General features: G+C 34.3%; 19 protein-coding genes and 1 tRNA gene (1 of these 20 running past the window's edge). 12 read left to right on the top strand and 8 right to left on the bottom strand.

The features are described from left to right. The 3 genes in view from A994_RS06805 to A994_RS06795 are tightly spaced (at most 41 nt apart) and all read left to right on the top strand, a layout consistent with a single transcriptional unit that may run on beyond the window. Positions 1-989, top strand: partial view of an ATP synthase subunit B gene (locus A994_RS06805; RefSeq protein ID WP_004030650.1) — the 3' portion only. 403 nt of this gene lie to the left of the window's left edge; only the last 989 of its 1,392 coding nucleotides appear in the window; its start codon lies beyond the left edge, outside the window; its stop codon occupies positions 987-989. 41 nt (positions 990-1,030) lie between these two features. Then, the gene (locus A994_RS06800) at positions 1,031-1,684 is read left to right on the top strand and encodes a V-type ATP synthase subunit D (RefSeq protein WP_004030649.1); all 654 of its coding nucleotides are present in this window, start codon (positions 1,031-1,033) and stop codon (positions 1,682-1,684) included. Beyond that, positions 1,684-2,067, top strand: a complete 384-nt coding sequence (locus tag A994_RS06795) for a DUF22 domain-containing protein (RefSeq protein WP_004030648.1) — start codon at positions 1,684-1,686, stop codon at positions 2,065-2,067. Before A994_RS06800 ends, A994_RS06795 begins: the two co-directional genes overlap by 1 nt. Positions 2,068-2,311: 244 nt before the next feature. Here the strand turns inward: A994_RS06795 and A994_RS06790 are convergent, their stop codons facing one another. Beyond that, entirely contained in the window at positions 2,312-2,722 is a 411-nt protein-coding gene (locus A994_RS06790) for a hypothetical protein (RefSeq protein WP_004030647.1), read from the bottom strand. Between the two features lie 180 nt (positions 2,723-2,902). Continuing rightward, a complete protein-coding gene (locus tag A994_RS06785; RefSeq protein WP_004030646.1) occupies positions 2,903-3,238 on the bottom strand; it encodes a hypothetical protein in 336 nt (111 codons plus the stop codon). Positions 3,239-3,436: 198 nt separating this feature from the next. On the opposite strand from A994_RS06785, the gene A994_RS06780 reads away from it, so the two are divergent. Next, positions 3,437-3,847, top strand: a complete 411-nt coding sequence (locus A994_RS06780; protein ID WP_004030645.1) for a DUF61 family protein — start codon at positions 3,437-3,439, stop codon at positions 3,845-3,847. A gap of 226 nt (positions 3,848-4,073) precedes the next feature. Then, positions 4,074-4,274, top strand: coding sequence for a hypothetical protein (locus tag A994_RS06775; protein ID WP_004030644.1), 201 nt, complete (start codon positions 4,074-4,076; stop codon positions 4,272-4,274). Positions 4,275-4,409: 135 nt separating this feature from the next. Here the strand turns inward: A994_RS06775 and A994_RS06770 are convergent, their stop codons facing one another. From A994_RS06770 to A994_RS06755, 4 genes are all read right to left on the bottom strand, one after another. Continuing rightward, entirely contained in the window at positions 4,410-5,600 is a 1,191-nt protein-coding gene (locus tag A994_RS06770) for an ATP-grasp domain-containing protein (RefSeq protein WP_004030643.1), read from the bottom strand. Between the two features lie 43 nt (positions 5,601-5,643). Further along, positions 5,644-5,715: transfer RNA gene (locus A994_RS06765), tRNA-Gln, on the bottom strand. A gap of 94 nt (positions 5,716-5,809) precedes the next feature. Next, entirely contained in the window at positions 5,810-6,484 is a 675-nt protein-coding gene (locus A994_RS06760) for a CRISPR-associated protein Cas4 (protein WP_004030642.1), read from the bottom strand. Between the two features lie 233 nt (positions 6,485-6,717). Beyond that, complete coding sequence (locus A994_RS06755; protein ID WP_237739714.1) at positions 6,718-7,410, bottom strand: hypothetical protein; 693 nt, start codon at positions 7,408-7,410, stop codon at positions 6,718-6,720. A 307-nt stretch (positions 7,411-7,717) separates the two neighbouring features. On the opposite strand from A994_RS06755, the gene A994_RS06750 reads away from it, so the two are divergent. After that, positions 7,718-9,088 carry a cation efflux transmembrane domain-containing protein gene (locus tag A994_RS06750; RefSeq protein WP_004030640.1) on the top strand — a complete coding sequence of 457 codons (1,371 nt, stop codon included), beginning with the start codon at positions 7,718-7,720 and terminating at the stop codon, positions 9,086-9,088. A gap of 374 nt (positions 9,089-9,462) precedes the next feature. On the opposite strand, the gene A994_RS13390 is transcribed toward A994_RS06750, so the two are convergent. After that, entirely contained in the window at positions 9,463-9,615 is a 153-nt protein-coding gene (locus A994_RS13390) for a hypothetical protein (RefSeq protein ID WP_192812703.1), read from the bottom strand. Positions 9,616-9,810: 195 nt separating this feature from the next. After that, positions 9,811-10,569, bottom strand: coding sequence for an ion channel (locus tag A994_RS06745; RefSeq protein ID WP_237739713.1), 759 nt, complete (start codon positions 10,567-10,569; stop codon positions 9,811-9,813). A 1,594-nt stretch (positions 10,570-12,163) separates the two neighbouring features. Here A994_RS06745 and A994_RS06740 point away from each other — a divergent pair. From A994_RS06740 to A994_RS06715, 6 genes are all read left to right on the top strand, one after another. Continuing rightward, positions 12,164-13,357 (top strand): glycosyltransferase, encoded by a 1,194-nt coding sequence (locus A994_RS06740; RefSeq protein WP_004030638.1) that lies wholly within the window; start codon positions 12,164-12,166, stop codon positions 13,355-13,357. Positions 13,358-13,445: 88 nt separating this feature from the next. After that, positions 13,446-14,888: a B12-binding domain-containing radical SAM protein gene (locus A994_RS06735; protein WP_004030637.1), complete on the top strand. Its 1,443-nt coding sequence runs from the start codon at positions 13,446-13,448 to the stop codon at positions 14,886-14,888. Positions 14,889-14,920: 32 nt separating this feature from the next. Next, positions 14,921-16,090: a glycosyltransferase family 4 protein gene (locus tag A994_RS06730; protein ID WP_004030636.1), complete on the top strand. Its 1,170-nt coding sequence runs from the start codon at positions 14,921-14,923 to the stop codon at positions 16,088-16,090. Between the two features lie 252 nt (positions 16,091-16,342). After that, positions 16,343-17,404, top strand: coding sequence for a glycosyltransferase family 4 protein (locus tag A994_RS06725; protein ID WP_004030635.1), 1,062 nt, complete (start codon positions 16,343-16,345; stop codon positions 17,402-17,404). A gap of 179 nt (positions 17,405-17,583) precedes the next feature. Beyond that, positions 17,584-19,887 (top strand): DUF2206 domain-containing protein, encoded by a 2,304-nt coding sequence (locus A994_RS06720; protein ID WP_004030634.1) that lies wholly within the window; start codon positions 17,584-17,586, stop codon positions 19,885-19,887. Positions 19,888-19,980: 93 nt separating this feature from the next. After that, positions 19,981-21,564 carry a hypothetical protein gene (locus tag A994_RS06715; RefSeq protein WP_004030633.1) on the top strand — a complete coding sequence of 528 codons (1,584 nt, stop codon included), beginning with the start codon at positions 19,981-19,983 and terminating at the stop codon, positions 21,562-21,564. Positions 21,565-21,770 lie beyond the last annotated feature (206 nt).

Raw genomic sequence — 21,770 nt, 5'->3', positions numbered from 1 at the left:
CAGGTATATCAACCATAGATGGAATGAACACCCTGGTACGTGGACAGAAATTACCTATCTTCTCTGGATCAGGTTTACCACACAACGAACTGGCTGCCCAGATAGCAAGACAGGCTAAGGTGTTAGCCGAAGAATCAGAGTTTGCAGTTATATTTGCAGCCATGGGTATTACCCACGAAGAAGCAAACTACTTCATGCGTGACTTTGAACGAACCGGAGCACTAGAACGGGTTACCGTGTTCATGAACCTGGCTGACGACCCTGCAATTGAAAGGATCATCACCCCCCGTATGGCATTAACCACCGCAGAATACTTCGCCTTCGAACATGACATGCACGTGCTGGTTATACTAACTGATATGACCAACTATGCAGAAGCTTTGAGGGAAATTTCAGCTGCTCGTGACGAAGTACCTGGACGTAGGGGTTACCCTGGTTACATGTACACTGACCTTTCCAGTTTATATGAAAGGGCAGGACGTATAACTGGTAAAGAGGGTTCCATCACCCAGATGCCTATTCTGGTGATGCCTCAGGACGATATCACTCACCCTATTCCAGATTTAACCGGTTACATCACTGAAGGACAGATCGTTTTAAGCAGGGACCTGCACCGTAAAGGTATTTATCCACCAGTAGATGTGCTGCCATCCCTATCTCGACTTATGAGTGGGGGAATTGGTGAAGGACAGACCCGTGAAGATCACAGTGGTGTGTCTGACCAGCTTTACTCAGCATATGCTGAAGGACGTGACCTCAGAGACCTGATGGCTGTGGTCGGTGAAGAAGCTCTTACCGAGCGTGACCGTAAATTCCTGGCATTTGCCGATGGTTTTGAAGGTAAATTCATCACCCAGAGCAGGGACGAAGACAGGTCAATCCAGGAAACCCTGGACCTTGGTTGGGAGTTAATGAGCTTACTACCCGAAGCAGAGCTTAAGAGGGTACGGGCAGAACACATTCCCAAGTATCACCCTGACCACAAATAACCCCCTTCCTATTTTTTTAGGAGGGATAAAAGAGGGATAAAATGGCACAAGAAATGATAGAAGGCATCAATCCAACACGGATGGAACTTCTAAAACTAAAACAGCGTGAAAAACTCGCAGTCAAAGGGCACAGTCTCCTTAAAGAGAAACGAAACGCCCTGATCATGGAGTTTTTCAACATCCTGGAAAGGGTTAAAGGATCCCGTGACGAAGTCACCGAGAAACTGCAGGAAGCCTACCAGGACTTAACAGCTGCCCAGGTAATGATGGGTGATCTGTCTGTTAAGAAAGCTGCCATGTCCGTCACTGAATCTGTGGAATTAGACATTGATTCCCGGAGTGTTATGGGAGTGGTGGTACCAGTAATAGAATCAGAAATCACCAAAAGAACCATGGTAGAACGTGGTTACGGCTTCATGGATACTTCAGTTAAGTTAGATGAAGCTGCCAGGAAATTCGAAGAATCTCTACAACTTATCATTGAACTGGGAGAGATCGAAAAGACCATTATGTTACTGGCTGGTGAAATTGAATCTACCAAGCGGCGTGTGAATGCTCTGGAACATATTATCATTCCAAGGCTGGAGAACACCGTTAAGTACATTGAAATGCGCTTGGAAGAAATGGAAAGGGAAAACTTCGTCAGGTTGAAAATGATCAAAAAGACCATGGAAGAAGCTGAGGAGGCCCTTTAATGGTTAGAATAATAACCCGACTGGACCAGGTTAAAAAAGAGCAAAAAAAACATGCCAAACCTGCCATTGACTTCGAGATGGGAAACATCTCCGGAAAAGTTAGGGCAATAATTGCCGCTGAAGAAAAGGAGTTCAAGGCAGGGGAAACCAAACCAGTCCAGATCAAAAAGATCGACATCAACGCTAACCACATCTGTTTCATCAGCGCTTACGGTACCAACAAGTACGGACACACCATGGCTGTAGGCGAAGAAACATACCTTCCCATAAGCATGGAACGAACAGCAGACCATGCACTTTTTGCAGCAGCACTGGACTACCAAGTGGAAAAAGATGATTTATTAGGTATTTTAATACTCTTACCTGTGGAATTAAACTTCTAAAAGGCAAGTTCTACCAGATAAGAATATATTACCTGATAAAATATCTCTATTTTTTTTAAATCTCATTTTTTTTAAAAATTTTAAAAATTCATTAATATTTAAACCATTACCAAAAAATTCTATTCTTAAGAGTTTACTACAAATGGTTTCTATTCTAAATGGTTTATACCCCAAATATCTTTCAAAATGGAATAAATTTACCTAAAAAGTTAAAATAAAATTCTAAAAATAGTTTAAAACCAGTTTAAACTCCAAATAATCTATTTTTAATATAGTTATTTAGTGGTTCTTTAGCCTCTTCTATCTGTAGTAACAGATCATCCAACATGTATTTAACATTATAATAAGATTGCAGAGATTCATTATATTGTTTTTCCAGTTTTTTAATTTCTTTAACCTTGGATTTTCTCCTAACTTTTGAAACAATACCTGGTGATTTGCCACCAGCATAATCCACGTTGATCTTGCGTTTTCTTTCTAAAAAATCAAGTTCTATATTTTTAATGTCCTTCCGGATGCTTTTTTTAAGCTCCTTAAGGATCATCTCCCTTTCATTGAGTTCAGCCAGAATTCGTCTGGAATCAGCAATAGAATCAGCTTCCAAGTCAATAGTGGAGATTTCATCAATAGCACTATGGTAATCTTTTATTCTCATCTAAATGTACCTTTATAATAAACTGTTTTTCACGATTGACACTGATTTACATCATCAAATCCTAAATTACGAATTAAATCAGCTACATCCTAAATCAAAAGTTTAAACTCGCCAACACCTTAAATTAAGTGTTTGAAGCCACAAAATCTTAAATTAAGTTTAAAATACTGATATCTTAAATTAAGCGTTTATATTTACCAGTATCTTAAAAAGATCACCTTCAACTTCACATCGAGTTTCAAAGTCATCATGCTCCTTTTCTATTTCCCTAAGCTTGTAAAGTACATTGGTAATGGAGTAAGTTTTGAAGACCCCAGTTTGGTTATCGGGTTTTGATGAAATAAGTAGGATTAGAACATGATTCCCCTCCACCACCACATTGTAGTTTATGCCATTAATGTAGATGGTGTCAGATAAGCGAAGTAAGAGTTTAATATGTTTAACAGAAAGTCCACTTTTACTGATTACTTCTTTGATCTTATCATTTTCCCGGCACTGTTCAATATCGATATCCACTTATAATCCCCACCATAGTTTAAGAATTAAATCTAATAGAATGTTTACCCAAATCTAAAGAAATGTTTATTCAACAATTCTCCGATCTGTGAACAATTCTATTAATCTATTAATAGTATATTCCCCCCAAATATATTCTTAACTATGATGATGATCATCTTTACTAATGATCGTTATTCCCAGTTCGGAGTGTTTTACATGAGGCGAGGAGATCAAAATCAGAATGATAGACTCTTAAAAAAACAGATCATGGTCTTAAATCGTCACATTCCCCGGCGAAGGAAAACCTTAAAAGAGCTTTTAGAAGAAGATAGACCACATGTACTGGGGACCGATGGATCGCGGCATCGTTTCAAGAAAAATGAACTTAATAAAATCGCATCAATCATTCCAAAAACATCACAGGCGCAGTTAAAGCTACCCCTATATATTGAGATAAGTTCCGAGATGAGTGGTTCTAGAATTAAAGGAAAACTGGAATGCATGTTGGTATGTGAGATTCTGGGGAATGATTATTGTGGTGAAGAAATCTATATTTACCGGGGTGATGTAAGGGTAGTTAGAAGAGAGTTACCCACCACTTCACAGTACATTTTCCTGGTAAAATAAATACACATCCAAATTTTTTAATTAAATATTAACGAATCTAATCTGTGTTATAAACCATGACCAGAATGATATGGAATCTTACTCGGTAAACCATAACTTGAATCATCTACCCTTTGGGGAGTTGGATGACAAGATGACTAACTATTTTACCAGTGCTAAATCACACCACAATTTTAATGAAAAATAAAATAATAAATGGAATAAAAATAATTAAAGGATGAATTTAATGATGGGCCCTAAGAGTATATGGAAAATAATAAAATCATTTTATTATGACTTTTTATATGATTTTGATATAGAAGAGATAAAAAAAGACCCAGACAAAATGGCCAAGGTATCTATGTTAATATTTGGTGCCCAGATCCTGGTTACTGTACTGATTGTAATTGGAACCATTATCTTCATTTTATCAGTGGCATTTGGATAAAATTCAGTTAAAAAAGAGTTATACTTAAAAGTTCCAGCATAAAATTTTCAAGGATTTATAAGTTTGATTATAAGTGACCAGTTAAATTCCCTAATAAAAAAATCAACTTATAATACAACCACATAATAAGATCAATTAAATCCCAGGACCATGGGTTACAGCACTGTAAACCTTTTGAATAGTTTTTCTAGCTGAATATAGCGTATTTTCCATTATATCCCCTGAACTTAAAACTGTGACCATGGGTTCTCCTTTTTCAATTATCACTCCTGGAAATGGTAGGTCACAAACTCCAGGGAAGTTCAAATCACCCACCTGTGATCTTTCACTGGCATGGACCACCATCTTAACTGCAAACCTACTGGGAGGTGGAACTTTCACCAGGTGCCCCTGGCATGCTTCCAGGTGAGCGTGAGCCATATTCGTATCCATTGCTAGCTCTGCACATTCAAATGTTCCCTGCAGCCGGGGGTTGACTTCAATCACGTATAGTTCACCATTTTTTAATATGAAATCTACACCATTAGAGCCTATTAGGGATAGGTGGGCCACTACTTTTGAGGCAATTTCAGAGATTTTCATATCACCGGTGTAGGGGACGATGTTACCACAGTATCCAAAGGGCTCCTTCTGACCCAGCATGGTATCACCAATGATCTGGGTACTGGTGAGTATAGTACTGGCCTCATCTTCAGCAGATAGAACTGATGCACTGATATTTTCACCATCAATGAACTCCTGCATTATCCAGTCATGAGAGTTAATTTCTTCGGTTACACCTATTCCTCCAAGATCATGAACACCTTCTAGATCATGAACACCTTCTAGATCATGATCATTGAAAACTCGCACCCCATAACCACCTGCTCCAGATCGTGGTTTTAAAATAAATTTTTTAGCCGGTGCGTTCCTGGCAATTTCTGCAGCTTCATATATATCAGCAGGACGATGTGTTTCTGGAACGAGGAAATGTTTTTTAAGTTTCTGGTAAAGGAAAAATTTATCTTCAACCCCCTCAACATCCTTGTTTCCAATGATCTTGTGGCCTGGAAACCAGGAAGGAGATGATCCTGCACAAGAGATAATACCATCCACTTCATTTACCATTTTCATGGCCATTTCCTGGATAAGTTGAGGGTTGAAGCGTTGGGTAAATTTACCACAGGAAATGTGTGGTTTTTGATTTAATACTGATTCTACATGGTCCGCACAAGATCTTAGATCCATGGTTCCAAAATAATCAGCAGAGTAAACTTTGTATCCTAACTTTTTAAGTGAGCAAGCCACGGCACGGGTGTTTACACCCACTAAAAGAATTTTTTCCATGCGATCGCCCTTTAAAAGGTATAATTAAACTTTAGAATAAAAATAGTCCCGAGCGGAGTCGAACCGCCGTCGCCGGTTCCAAAGACCAGCAGGATTACCACTACCCCACGGGACTAAACATTAAAAAAGGCCGCAGTTGCAGCATTCTCCTTTTAGACTGAGGTGATATTTAAAGTTATCTACGATTTATTTAATGCAGATCAAATGGGTTAAAGTGACCCGGGTCTGGCTTTTTTATCACATTTTAACTTCAAACGGCAGCTCCGGCATTTACGTGGATTATTAGTGGCCATAAAATCCTTTTTCCCCACTAAAAGGTCTTGAACTCTATTAATTAGTGATATTATATCATTTTTTGACTTTTCATCGAAGTACGCGGCCCAGAATATATTATCAGTTCCCCTCTCCCTTAAAGCAGCAACTATTCTTCTTTCTTCTTTAATCATATCCTGGAAAGCCAGACAGTACCCTAAAACCTGGTTGATTGATGAAGAAAAGGCTTTTTTTCCCGGTTTATCATCAATAATGATGAACTCATCTGGAGTCATCCAAACTTCATCAATGTACCCTCTGATACCGTAACTGTGTGATATTACAGGGAGTTCCCGGGATAATAATTCCATAGTTCTGGATTCATCTAACATTTTTTCAAACGTAGTGGGTTCTGCGTCCTTTTTAAATTCCATCTCTAACCTGGCATGTTCCTGGGTCCCAACCACCATATTCCTAGTGGCTTTTACTTCAATACCCCTAACGTTTTCCAGGTATATGCTGTATTCGCAGTATCCCTGTTTATTCAACCAGCTTATAGGGAAGTTGTTGCGTCCTTCCATGATCATGACTTGTGATATTTCAGGATGGGGTTTGGATTTGGTTTTGGGCATTACAACACCAGAACTTGTTAAACACTCTCTTATTTTAATTTAACACTTAGTGAACATCTGCAAAAACTGCAAAAACACCGATTAATAGTTAAACCTTGTTAATGAATATTATGGCTTATTTAAATGGTTATTAAGGGCTTGTCTTGAACCATTAATAACATATTTAATGGACTGAATTATAGAACTAATAAATAATAATTTTAAAGGTAGAGTATTTGAAAAGTAATCAGAAGTCATTCTTCTTTTTCTTCCTCTTTCTTGGTAAGGCGGCTTTTGAGAACAGTCCATATATCTTTATCATCTTTATCTTCATTAACATCCTTATTTTTAATATTTTCATTATTTACTTCAATTTTATCAGATTTAGATGCTTTTTTAGCATCAGAAGATGTTTTACTTAATAAGGATTGTTCCATTTTAAGTTTTTCAGTAATATTTCTTTCCTTTTTCAAGGCGTTAATCAGTTTATCCCTATCACTTTCCAGGGTTTTGATCCGTTCTTCCAGATCTTTCTCCCTTCTACGGGTTTTATTATGTTTGCTAAATAATTCTTTATACGTTTTGGACAGTTTACTGTGTTTCCACTCAAGGTCAATAAAATCAGCTTCGTACTGTTCTAGCTTACTTTCATATTCATTTTGTTTACCGGAAAGATCCTTGAGTTCACCGTTTTCATCCACCAAATCTGCCAGATCATCTTGGGGTATGATGAACACTTCCATGCTGCAATCCAGGTTGTCTGATCGTTTCAAGGGAACCAGATACTGATTGTATTCATAGGTCTTCCTCTGACCCCCCACTGTTTTTTTGGTCTTTTTCTTATAGCACTTGACCGCAGATTTGACTAGCTTCACCATGTAAAAAAACACTCCTTTATCTATATCCCTATTGGTAAGACGGTCTTTTATAGTTGATGATGATAACACAACACCCCTAATCATCGAATGTTTATAACCATTATTTAATTAAAAATAAGCCAAAAACCGGTATTAATCTATAATCTTCCTCAAAACAGGATATAAAAAAAAATTAAACTCATATATTTTTTAGATTCCACTGGAAAAAGATTATTTTAAATTAATAACATTACATTATTCCCTGTGAAATTGAGTTAAAGACTTATCCACCACATCTTCTAGAGATAGCAAGACAATTAAGTTTATAGTCGAGTTATACATTATAATTAAGGAAGATAATTGAATATATTAATTTAAATGAAATATGAGGAAATTTATGAAAACTGATAAAAACATCCTGGGATATGACCGATTCCTGATGATGGCACTGCTTAAGGAGGGTCCACTTACACTGGAGGAACTGGATGATAAGACCGTTCTATTTTTGTCCCTTATATGGTACCAGCAGGTGCCTGAAAAAGATGAACCATTAATGGAAAGACTGTTTTTCACCTTATCTCATATGCGATCTGAGTTAGAGGATGAAAGAAAGGGTAAAAAAGTGGGTAAAACCGAAGATGAATGCAAAAAGCTTATTGATAAGGGATGGGTGAATCGAGATAATGGTCGTTATTCCCTGACTGATGAGGGGGAGAAAGAAGCCCAAGAGTTTGTTCAGAATATGGAAAAAAAAGCAGCTCTGGTACGGAAGAATTTCTTTAAACCTGACGCAGCAGCAAAAAACACTACAGTATTAGACGGATTTCTGGCTGTACTGAAATTAGGATCCGGGCTCATCAGTGGAAGTGTTGGGCTGACCGCAGATGGTACCGATGCCACCATGGACACCATTTCTGCATTTATGGTGTGGCTGGGCATTAAGTACCACAGAGAAACTCTCTCCACTCTCCTGGTAATATTCGGACTGTTCTTTGCTTCCATCAGTATCGGTTATGATTCTGTTACTCATCTTATAAGCGCCTTTTATGGGACACTGACCCCAATGGGTATGCCATATCTAGCTATAGTAGTAGAGGGAATAGCCATCATGGCAGCAGTTTTCCTGTTCTATTACCAGCGCTACGTTGGAAAAGTGAATTCCAATTTAACACTTATTTCCCAGTCAGTGGACTCTAAAAACCACATATTCATAGGTTTCTCCGTTATTGCCGGGGCGGTTTTCACTTTACAGGGAATCTATTTTGTAGACTCTCTAATTGCATTATTCATTTCCATTGGAATCTTCAAAGACGCTGTTGATTTGCTCAGAGAAGCTATTTCAGCCCGTAAAGGAGAAGAAGAAGATTATTCCCACTACAAACTTCCTCTGGAGGAATGTTGGGAAGGAAATAAAAAGATGGCATTCCAGAACTGGACCCTGTACATTCTGTGGACAGGAGATCGTAAAACCCGGGTGGAAATTATTTCTTCATTAGAATCTGCTTTCAATCCCCAAAACTATATTCCCGTACTTTCAGAGCTTAATGCCACTTGCAAAGAGACTCATGACTTCGAAGGAGGTTTTGAAGAACTGATAAACCCTTTAAAAGAAGAAAAACTCATAGATGTGGATGGAAAACATTACATTTTAACTGAAAATGGAGTCCGGTACCTGGAGGACTTTATGAGTCATTTTGACTACTACGATGTCCACATGTCGGATACCATACTCCTGGCCATGGCTGAGGACGAAAGTCAACCACAATAGGAAAAAAGACAATAATACGCCAATAATAAAATATTAAGGGAGATAATATTAATTTGAAGTTGATTAATGGGTAAAAAATAAGTTATCCCACTAATCTTTTTTATTATTTTATATTTTTTAAATGGTGGAAACGTTTAAAATAAAAAAAATCAACTCCGAAAAAACAATCCAGATATTAACCAGATGAGCCAATAGCCCTCTAATTAAATCAATAAATGAGATTGAATCAGTATAATAAATTATAAATAAAAACTAAAATTTAGTAACCATAATAACCCTTAATAATAAATAACCATTAGTAGTCTCCATAATCATTAGTATTCCCTAATAATCATTAGTATTCCCTAATAATCATTAGTAATTCGTTTTGAATCTTATAAAACCCGATTTCTGGATTTGTTTGCTGTCTGAACTAGTTGCCTGTATTTAGTCCTTAAATATTCCATGTTTTCCTCAATAAGTTCGTTGATAAATTTTTCAACGCTCTCATCATCGAGAAAATCACGTATGTTATAAAACTTGGCCATAAAAAAGATCTCCTATAACAAAAACCATTATTGATCCTGCAGCCTTATATAACTAATGATATACGGAGACTTATACGAACTGTTCGGATGAACAGGGGACTCTACAGTTCTTAAATATTTTCAGAAATTATTAAAAAGATGGGTTTATGAAATCATTGATTGTTACTAGGAAGTCTCGAAGTTTACTATATTTGATCATTTTGATTCTTTCAAGATTTTTTTGAGTTCATCCAAGTCTTCTTGAAGTCTGTCTATTTTTTTATCCACAGATTGCAGTTTCTTTTCCATTAAAGTCTCTTTATCTTCACTTTGCTCAAAGAACAATCCAGTCATTTTAAAAGCCACGTAACTGACAAAGGATAATCCGCCCAGAATTATAATTAAAGTTGCAAATCTCCCACCAACAGTGTGAGGGTAGATATCACCGTAACCCACAGTGGTGATGGTTATCAGTATGTACCATAGAGCATCATCCAGGCTGTTTACGTTGGGGTTTACTCCGTATTCAAAGAAGTAAAACATTATCGCCCCGGAGATTATGACAAATATAAGGGTTATAACACCGTATTCCAAGTTCGCCCTTTCAATGTAATCAAAAAGGCTTACAATATTCTTCCGTAAAAGGGATAATATTTTGATTAACCTGAAATATCTGAATATCCCGGAATAGCCTGCCAGAAGAATTTCTGGTACCATACCAATTAGGTCGAACCAGTTATTCTTCATGTACTTGGTTCGGTCATCGGCATGGTATAACCGGTTGATAAACTGGGCTGCTAAAATGCATACCACAATTAAGTCAAATAGGACTATGATCTGGTAGGTTTCGGAGTTCACCTGTACAAAGACTATGCCGGTTAACAGGATAACATCCAGAAGAGTCAACCCAATTATCACCGCATCAATGATCCTCTTAGCTTCTTGATTACCTATAAATTCACTCATATTTTTCATAAAAACCATTATTTCGGTTATCCTCACGGATTCCATATTAAAACCTAGAATCAGAATAAAATACCAAAAATACTCCCATGATAATTGATTATACAGAAGTTTATACTGGGTGTTACTAGGATAAATAAGATTGGATTGAAGATATGTTTATCCAGCTTTGGGAATAGCTTTTGAAATACAAATTTCAACTACTTCGTAATATGACGCTATAACGAAGTTAACAGGGTAAAAAATATTTAAGGATTATCCTCAGAATCACTGCAAAAAATATTAAAGTGCATGAGTTAATCAAAAATCAACTCATATCACCTATTTCCACCATGATATGAGGGATTATTTTTAGGTATAAAACTTTTCTCACTATTTTAAAAAAAATACTAATTTATTGAAGTATTTTTATAAAAACAAGGACTATGAACAATTATCCTTATTTTAAAGTAGGATCAACATTTGGTATACTAGCCCGAAAAGGAATAATGCTAATAGAACTACTATTGAAACGTTTAAAACTACCCTAAATGTTTTTGATGTGGCATAGTTTCTATGTCTGAGTATTTCTCTGAGTGCCAGAGAAATTAATAGTAGTACAGCTATAATTATTCTCAAAATGGTGATCTCGGTAACAATAGCCGGAGTAAATGTTACAATTGGAATCATAATAACGGTTGAACTTAATATTTATTAATGTGGCCGTATAAGCTAGGAATAATAAATTTTTCCTATATTTTCTACCCATTTTTCCATTCTTTTGTTTAAGTAGATTAGTATTCCTTTTATCCATTTATTTCTTATATATCATCATATTCTTATATGCCTTAATATATCTTTATATGTTTTATGGTTAAGTTAATCAATTGTAGTAATTAACTCCCGGATCCTTTGTTGTGGGAACAGTCCAGTAAGAATTAGGAGTAATTTGAGAGTTAAGAAGTATAATCAATAATTATCATTTTAAACCTATGAATCTCATTTAAATCTTCAAACAGTGATTTTAACTTATTTATTGCTGTTTTTCTTTTTTGATGAGTAATAAGCATCATATAAAATTGTTTTTTTAATATAAGTAAAATTTGGAAATGAGTTGATTTTTCACTTTTTAAGACTTATCTAATCAAATATTGTAAACATATTTTAATCGTTTTAACCGTGAAAAATATGCATAATTTAGTTTTAAACCAGTTTTATCCATTTATTAGTTTGTATCATCTGAAATGATCAGCAGTGATTGTCAGTGGAAGTTGATTTTTTGTGGATTTGATAATTTCTAGTACAAAAATTTACATAGGAAGTAGCTTATAATATTATACATATAATTATTATTATAATATTAAGGTGTATTGACAATTATCAAACAAGATACTTCTATGTGACACTGTTCACAAAATTCTTCATTATAAAAAACTTTATTAGTAATTCACAACGATCATTAATAGAATTAAATTTTAATAGAATTAAAAATTACTAAAATTTAGACGATTAGAAAAAAAATCATGCTTATACTAAAGTTATTGAAAATTTTAACTTTAAAATCAGGGCATGTGCTAGAAAATTGATGAATTAAAATTGAAAACATTGCGGGTAGGGGAATGAAAAAATGTTTGAAATTTTATTTTCAATATTCCTAATTTTATCATTATGGGAATTTGCGGGTTATCCTATAGTTATGGGTAGTTTAGCAAAAAAATATTCTATTATAGATAGCAGTACTAAGCCCCACTATCCCTTTGTATCCATAGTGATTTCTGTTTTTAATGAAGAAGATGTGATCAAAAAAAGATTAAAGAACCTGGTGAATTTAAATTATCCCCAGGATAAATACGAAATCATAATCATAGATGATAAATCTGAAGATAATACAGTGAAGTTAATAAATGAATTCCTGACAAATCATAAAGAAAAAGACCCGCCTATAAAGTTTATAAAGAAAAATCACAGATTAGGAAAGTCAAATTCATTGAATATAGCTATTAAAGATATTAAAGGTGAATTGGTATTATCAAGTGATGTTAATTCCATGTTTGACCAGAATATACTACTTGAGCTGACTTCTAAATTTAAGGATGAGAAGGTGGGAGCAGTTTGTGGGAGTTACAATATAATAAATAATGATAAAGCTTCACCCAATTCTGAGAATTTTTACTGGAATTTAGAGGATATGATGCTTAAAGGTGAATCTGCCATAGATTCCATCGGTACCATGATAGGATCTACCAGTACGTGTCGGAAAAAGTTCTTCCATTTTGATGAAAATATAATAAGTGAAGATTTGGATTTAATGGTAAGAATCCGTGAAGAAGGTTACTATGTAAAATATCAACCTAACGCAAAAGTATACGAACATGCAGCTACAAATCCACGCGATCAAATTAAACAACGAAGTAGAACCAGTCTAGGTACAATTCAATGCATATTCAAACATCCAGGTCAATTTTTATTAGTGAATGATTACCATTCTTTGTTCCTATTTTCACATAAAACATTACGAATGTTTTCACCATTTAACCTGCTATTGGTCTTAATAACCTTCTTTTTATTACCAGTACCCACCATGATCATCACCATTATATGTTTAAGCGTGATTCTTTTCATACTGCTGGCAAGCCTAATCAGATTACTACCAAATTCCAATAGCTCCAAAAATGGCCTATCAAAGTTAAACTTAATCAAATATGTTCTACTTAACGAATTTTTAATTTTAGTAGCATGGAAAAAATTCATACTCGGAGAAACCAGTACCAAATGGGATAAGGCAGAATCCACCAGAGCCAGTAAAAAAAAAGGTTCTTAAAAACAGAAAATTCACAAAAACCCCGTTAAATCCATACTCGGCAATTCATAAAGTAATGAAATCCACATAAGCAAAGGAAACTGAAATTATGAAGATATATCTTTTAAATCCATATTTCACTGAAGATTACAGTAGAAGTTCTAGATGGGCAGCAAAAGGTAGGGGAGGAACATTATATTACCCCATATGGTTAGCTTATGCTACGGGAATTTTAGAAAAAGAAGGACATGAAGTTAGATTGATAGATGCCGTGGCTAGAAACTGGAACTTAGAGGATACTCTAAGTGATGTGGATAAATTTAAACCAGAACTCATAGTTTCAGAATCCAATTTTCAAAGCTTAAAAAATGATGTGAGCACTTTAAAAACATTAACCGAATCAGTAAGTGCTAAATCAGTTCTGGTGGGACCTCCCACCTCCCAGTATAAAGAGAGAATACTGGACGAGGGAATAGATTTTTTAGCTCCCTTTGAATATGATTTCACTCTTAAAAGATTAGCAAAATCCTTAGAAGATGGGGATGTAGGAGAAGAAGTGCCCGGTGTAACTTTCTTGAACGATGATGGAAAATTGGTAGATCGTCCCAACATTATCAGTTCATCGGATGATCTTGAGAATCTTCCATTTGTATCTGAGGTTTATAAAAAACATCTAAATATCAAGGATTATTTCCTGAATCATTCCTTATATCCCATGGTTCAAATTTTCACAGGAAGAGGGTGTCCTAATCGTTGCACATTTTGTTCATGGCCTGAAACTTTGATGGGAAGAAAATATAGGGTTAGATCTGTCGAAAGTATAGTCGATGAGTTTGTTTACATCAAAAAGAACCTTCCTGAGGTCAAAGAAATATTCATTGAAGATGATACTTTTACCGTAGATAAAAATCATCTTCAAAATTTCTGTAAACAGATCATGGATATGGATAATGATTTTACATGGAGCTGTCAGACCAAAGCCAATCTAGATTATCAATCCATGCAGCTGATGAAACAGGCAGGCTGTAGATTGTTGGATGTGGGTTATGAGTCTGGTAATGCTAAAATTTTAGAAAATATTAAAAAAGACATCTCTGTAGAACAATTAATGGAATTTACACAGAATGCAAAAAAAGCTAAATTGAAAATTTTAGCAGATTTTGTAATAGGATTCCCAGGAGAAGATTTTGACAGTATAAACGATACCACTAAATTGATAAATGAAGTTAAACCTGATCTGTTACAGGTATCAGTTGCCACCCCCATACCTGGAACTGAATTCTATGAATACTGTAAATCAAACAATTATCTACTTACCGATGATCTGGAGAAATCTTTAGATGAAGATGGATTCCAAAAATGCATAGTATCCTATCCTCATTTGAGTAATGAGGAGATTGAAGCCCAGGCAGGTAGAATATTAAAGAATTATTACCTTTCCACTGGATACATGACCATAGCATTGAAAAATATAAGTGGAAAACATGCATATGATGAATTTAAACTGTTAAGTAAATCATTCAGGTCTTATTTCAAATTTCTTACCAGTTAATCAAGAAATTTAAACAAAAGTTTGAGGTAATAATGATAATCGGTTATTTTTCATCAACATTTCCCTACAGTGTTTCCAATCCAAAATATTTTTGTGGGGGCTCCTCATTAGCAACCCATTCCCTGGTTAATGAGATTTCAAATAGTGATATTGATATCAAAGTTTTCACAACCTCCGCAGATTCTGAGGACCATCTTGATATGGATGGAAGAATGGGAATTTACAGATATGCTACTAAAATTAAGTTGTTAACTTCTCCCATTTCCCTGGGATTATTCCATAAACCTCTTGAGCATGATGTAGATCTGGTCCATGTTTCATTTGATATGCCACCGGGACCCTTCGCTGCTTACAGATACGCCCGAAAGAAAAGTCTTCCACTGATCCTTACCTATCATGGTGACTGGGATCCTGATTATGGTAGTTTCGTTCGGAAAGTTGGAGTTTCCATTAACAATAAATTCGTCAGTGATTTACTTTCATATGCAGACATCATAATATCCCCCTCTAAACTATATGCTAAAAAATCCAAATATTTAAGCAAATACTTGGATAAAATAAGGGTAATACCAAATGGCATTGATTTAGATGAATTCCAACTGAACTACTCCCAATCTGAATGTCGAGAAAAATTGAATTTACCTCTGGAATGTAAGATTATACTATTTTTCGGCTACTTAACTCCATATAAAGGCCCGGATATTTTACTGGGAGCTTTCAGGGAAGTTTTAAAAAATCAACCCGATACCGTACTACTTTTTGCCGGAAATGGTAATATGGAAGATGAACTTAAAAAACTTGCCAGGCAATGGAATATTCAAGACAATGTCATATTTGCGGGTTTCGTAGACAAAAAGATGAGATCTCTCTATTATAAATCCGCAGATATTTTCTGCTTACCTTCCACCATGAGTACGGAATGTTATCCTCTTGCTATTTTAGAGGCAATGGCCAGTGGAGTTCCAGTTGTGGCTTCAGACATTGGGGGTATTCCTGATATTATTGAAAATAATGTTAATGGATTGCTGGTTACACCTACCAATCCAGAGAAATTGGAAGATAATTTAAATTTACTGTTGCAGAATCCAGAAATCAGAGCAAAATTCTCTGAAAACGCTCTTAAGGGAATTAAAAAATATTCATGGAAGAATATTGCTACAGAAACTCTTAAACTCTATGAATCATTACTGGAAAATCGTTAATGAATCAAGAAGTTCCCAATAACCAATCGTTTAGTTAAAATGTTTCCTAAATAGAATCTTTGATATGCAGGAGGTTCCCTAAAGGATCCTTAATGGCATAAATCATGAAAAACTTCACTGATGAATAGTAATAGTTAAAATGTATCTTCTACTACATGATCTTAGGAGTAAAATGTTTATAATGTTTTCAAGTGTAAATTTAACGTTTAATATTAAAATTTGTGATTATAATAGTTATACAGGTATAATTCCATGGATAAAATTGCAATCTCAGTTGTTGTGGATATTTTTGATGATGAGGGCACTACTGTTAGGCCTAAAAGGGTTGCAGAGTTACTTAAAAATAATTTTGACACCTGCTTTATCAACAGATCCAGCAGCGATTTAAAGGAAATTAATGGTATACCCGTTCACATAGTGAAACCAGCTGGGACAAAACTGTGGAACATTAAATTATTTGGGTTATTATCAGGTAATGATTTTGATTTTGTTTACTGTTCCAGTGATTGGTTTGGTTTTTTAACCTATTTTATGCTAAAAAGATTCTATGATTATAAAATTATTTTTGAAGCCCATACCATAATATCTGAAGAATTTAAAGAAAGAAAAGCCCATCCATTTAAAGTATTCTTTTTCCAGGTCCTTGAAAAATTCGCAATAAAACATTCAGATTACGTCGTGGCGTTATCTGAGAATATTTACGATTATTACAGTTACAATAAAAATATTGAGTTAGTTCATGTATTCATTGATGAGGAACTGTTCATCTCCGATGTTAAAAGAAAAATCAATGATGATAAGAAGGTTATAGGTTTAATCGGTCCTTTCGATGAGTTTAGTAACCAATACTTCCTGGAATTTTTAAGGAAAAATATTGACCAGTTTGATGATAGAATAAGTTTCAGGATAATAGGTAAGTGTCAGGATAAGATCCAACACCCGCGAATTGAGTATACTGGTTACATGAACAGTATTCATGATTACGTCAATGTTTTATCCTCTCTTGATGGCTTATTAGTACCTTCCAGGGTAGCAACACTTGGACCTTTAAATAAGATAATTGAAGCCATGGCCTGTTCAGTACCGGTATTTACAACACCAAAAGGGATCGTTGGTTTGTATAATATTAAACCAGGTCAGGAAATCTATGTTTTAGAAGAAGATGATTTAGTTTGCGGATTGAATAATCATGTTTTCAGTGATGAATTGATTAACATAGCTAAAAATGCTAGATTATATGTTGAAAAATATTACAGTAAAAAAGCAAATGAGAAGAAACTTTTAAGAATATTTAATAGGTTAAATGAAGGATAGATGTATATTGATAAATTAAATATTTCATTAAATCTTTAATGTAATGATATGTATTGATTGGGGATTATAAATGGACTAGAAGTCTATTTAAAAAAATCCCAGATATATGAATAAATTAACAGTGAATTGACAATAATTTCATTGTTTGATATTTATCACAATGGTTGGGTGGGCTAAAAATGCAGATAGATAATTTTTTCCAGATGAATGATTGGGAAATTGAAAAATTTCTCAAGGTTATCTCTTTTTTACAACTCCTATTTTTAGGATTAATAGCCATGGATGCTTTAGGTTTAAAAATTCCCATTTTAAGAGAGTTAATACCACTGATATACCTTTTGATTGTCCCAGGTATTTTAATCATTAGAACATTAAAAATGCACAAATTGGGATCAGTTCAAACACTTCTATTTACAGTGGGACTGAGTATTACCAGCCTTATGTTGCTGGGTTTTTTATTAAACCAAATAGGTCCATTGATAGGGATTGCTAAACCCCTATCTCTAATCCCTTTAATAACCACCATCAGTTTATTTGTGATTATTTTGTCGGTGCTATGCTATTGGAGGGATAAGGATTATGCTAACCCGGATTATATCAGCAGTGAGGAATTACTATCCCCCTCTACATTAGCAGTGCTGTTACTTCCGCTTTTAGTAATTTTTGGAACTTATTTAACGAATTTGTATGGGATTAATATCCTGTTAATATTATTTATTCTAATTTTAGCTTTGATAGTGATTTTATTTGCTTATGATAAGATCCCAAAGAAACTGTATCCCCTTCTCGTATTTATCATGTCTGCCAGTATTTTATTTCACACTTCCCTGATTTCTAATTACATTTCAGGATGGGATATACAGAATGAGTATTATCTGGCTAACATGGTTATTATTAATTCATACTGGGTGTCTGAATTTAATTTTGTGGTTAATTCCATGCTGAGCGTGACAATTTTAGCCCCTATACTCTCAATTCTTCTAAAAATAGATCTGAATTGGATATTTAAGATTATTTACCCTGCATTATTTGCATTAGTGCCTTTAGGATTGTATGATACCTTTAAAAAACAAACTAATTATAAAATAGCATTTTTATCCACTTTCATTTTCATATCTTTTTTTGCATTTTATATGGAGATGATATCACTGGCCAGACAGGAAATTGGTGAAATCTTTTTAATCCTGTTGTTAATGGTGATGATAAGTGAAGAAATTGATTACCTACGCAGATCTATTCTTTTCATAATTTTTGGGGTCTCGCTGGTACTATCTCATTACGGACTTGCTTATTTCTTCATGTTCTCAGTATTAATGGTGTACATTTTGATGTGGGTGATGAAATATCCTAAAATTCAGAATTTTGTTAATTACTTTTTCAACCTGATCTTCAAGAAAAAAATTAAATTTTATACAAAAAAAGATTATGCCGAAAATAAAATTCTAAACTTAACCTTTGTGGTGTTCTTTTTTGTTTGTGCCATGACATGGTACATGTTCACTTCAGTTTCCAATGCATTTAATACCCTACTTTACATCCTATTTTTAATGGTAAAAACTGGAATAGCAGCCATAATGGATCCATCTTTCGTACAGAGTATTGCAATCCTCCAGGCTTCATATACCCCTTTACACTCATTGAGTAAATATATCAATATATTTGTACAGGTTCTTCTCATGTTAGGCCTACTCTACCTAATTTTATATAATAAATTTAAAATTAAAAAAGAGTATTTGACATTCATGGTAATAAGTGCTATAATTTTGGTTGGATCCCTTGTCTTACCTTACCTCTCCAGTGCATTTAATACAGAAAGATTATACCAAATTGTATTGATCTTTTTAGCTCCTGCTATTGTTATTGGAGGTTTAGCATTTCTAAAAGTTATACGTAAAATTTTAAATGACCAATTCAATCTAGAGATAAAGAATTTTAAAGATAAATCCATTAAAATATTATCCGTATTCTTTATTGTATACTTACTATTCAATTCAGGATTAATTTACTCAGTGGCTAATGATGATTCTAACTCCATTGCTTTAAATTCAAGCTTAGACAACCCAGTCTATAATGATCTGGAAAACAATGGGATGATATGGATAACTGATCACGGTGCAAACCTGAAAATGAATTATAAGACTGCAAATGCCAATGCACTGGGAGATTTAATTGTGGCGGATGACTATCGAGCGCCTATACTTAATAAGTTTGGAGTTTATGGGGCTTCTTTATCTAATTCAACCAACAGTTCCAATTTAACAGTTTTAAACAAAAATTTGACCAAACAATATCCATATAAAGACAATATTTACTTCTTTTTTGGTACAAACAACATTGCAACCAATTCATTTGTACTGTATAAAATAGTAGGTGTAACTACCACTGGTGTGGATTATGTAGATGCAATAAATTTATTCAATAATCAAAGTCGAATTTTTGATAATGGAGGCTCCAGAATATACATTAAAACTAAAGCAAAGTGATGTGTGGTATTAAGCAAAAAAAAATTTGTTTTAATTACTTGAAATTCTGGAGTTTAAATCGTTAATTGTTTTAAATTTTTAATTGGTGGTTAAATGGATATCAATAAAGATGATTTAAAAAAATTCATCTGGCTTTCACCAGCCATAATCGCATTTTTATTAGCTTTAATCCCCACTCTAAAATATCAGTGGCCTTTAAGCTGGGATGTTATTTATCATGTAATATTAGCAGATGTCTATGCCCAATATGGGTTGGTATTTACAAATCCCCTCATCAATGTACCCTATGGTGGAAGTATTGGTTACCCTCCACTATTCCATCTGTTAACAGCAGCCCTTGGTACTCTGTTTAAAACTGATTTTTTCCAGATAACCCGGTTTCTTCAGCCATTCCTGGTAATGTTCCTGGTACTATCAGTTACCTATGTGGGACGTAAATTTTACGGGAACATAGCAGGCATATCAGCTGGATTTTTAGTACTATCCAGCTTAATACTTGGCACTCGCTTAATCTATCCATTACCTGAAAATTTAGCATTAATATTCCTCACCATATCAATTTATTGTTATTATTATTCCATAACTGAAAAATCATTTAAATACGCAATTCTGGCCGGAGTTTTATTCATAATCACACTGCTGACCCATCAAGCAGTTCCCATAGTCCTATTCTTAACGATAACCGCATTTACTCTGGTGGAACTCTTTTTATATCGAGATATTCAGGTTATAAAAAACTACGGGGCTTTCCTTCTTTTACCTGTACTGCTGTTGGCAGTGGGAGTGACTGTATTATCCACATCATACCCCGATGTCTTTAATAATATTTTAAATAATGGAAATATGGAAATAAACCAGATAATCCTCTCTAATTCCCTAAATCAACCCATAAATATGTTAAGTTATGGAAAACTTGGCATATTAACTGGGATATTTGCTTTAATCGGAGCAGTTTTTGCCCTTAAAAGAAGACAGAAAAAAGATATTTTTATATTCACCTGGATCATCCTGGTTTTCTTATTGATCAATGCCAATTTATTTGGAGTAAATATTCTATCTTTCAGATTATTAACATACATTCTAATTCCAGTTTCTATTCTAGGTGGGTTTGGTTTAAGCCAGGTTTACTATAAACTCAAAGATTACGAGAGGTTTTCTTCCCAGAACTTCAGAACCACATTTTTAATATCAATGTTAGCATTAGCTACATTTAGTGGCGTTATAGTTATGGAAAATCCTCAGATAGCCTATAATAATATTGAAAATCAATATGGAACACTCCAGATTACACCCACTGATTCCATGGTGGATCTGGCCAACTGGTTTGACAAAAATGGAAATAAAAATAAGACTATATTAACCAACAATCCATATGTCGGTACGTTTATTACAGCTAAAACAAGCATGCCCCTTAGTGGGGATGATTTTGGAGAGTTCACAAGTTCACCTTCATTAAAACAATACTTTAAAGAAATTGGTATTGGTTATGTAGTTTTGGATAAGAGATTATCCTTCCAGTCAACTAACGGAACGTTTTATAGGGTGAAATATGATGGGGCTATGTATCCATTATTCTATTACAGTGGGGATATTCATGACAATCTAGATGAGATATTACCTAATTTTGCAACAGTAGCCTATGAAAATAAGGATTTTATAGTCTTAAGCCTTCGATAATACATAATTTAATAATTTAAAGGATTCAAATTAAGAATTCCTAACTAATAATTCAAATAAAGAATTAATAATTAATGGATTCACTTCAACAAATAAAATGTTTATTTTCTTTCTAATTAAAAAAAAGAGAATAGGAAAAATCCCTGAAATGGGGTAAAATGAATAAATTCCATCCTATATGGTGAGGAAAAATCTTTGAGCCTTAT

This window comes from Methanobacterium formicicum DSM 3637 (genome assembly GCF_000302455.1).
In the GTDB taxonomy this organism is placed as follows: Archaea; Methanobacteriota; Methanobacteria; order Methanobacteriales; family Methanobacteriaceae; genus Methanobacterium; species Methanobacterium formicicum_A.
The sequence above is the reverse complement of the archived record's forward strand: the minus strand, read 5'-3'. Positions and strand labels throughout refer to the sequence as shown.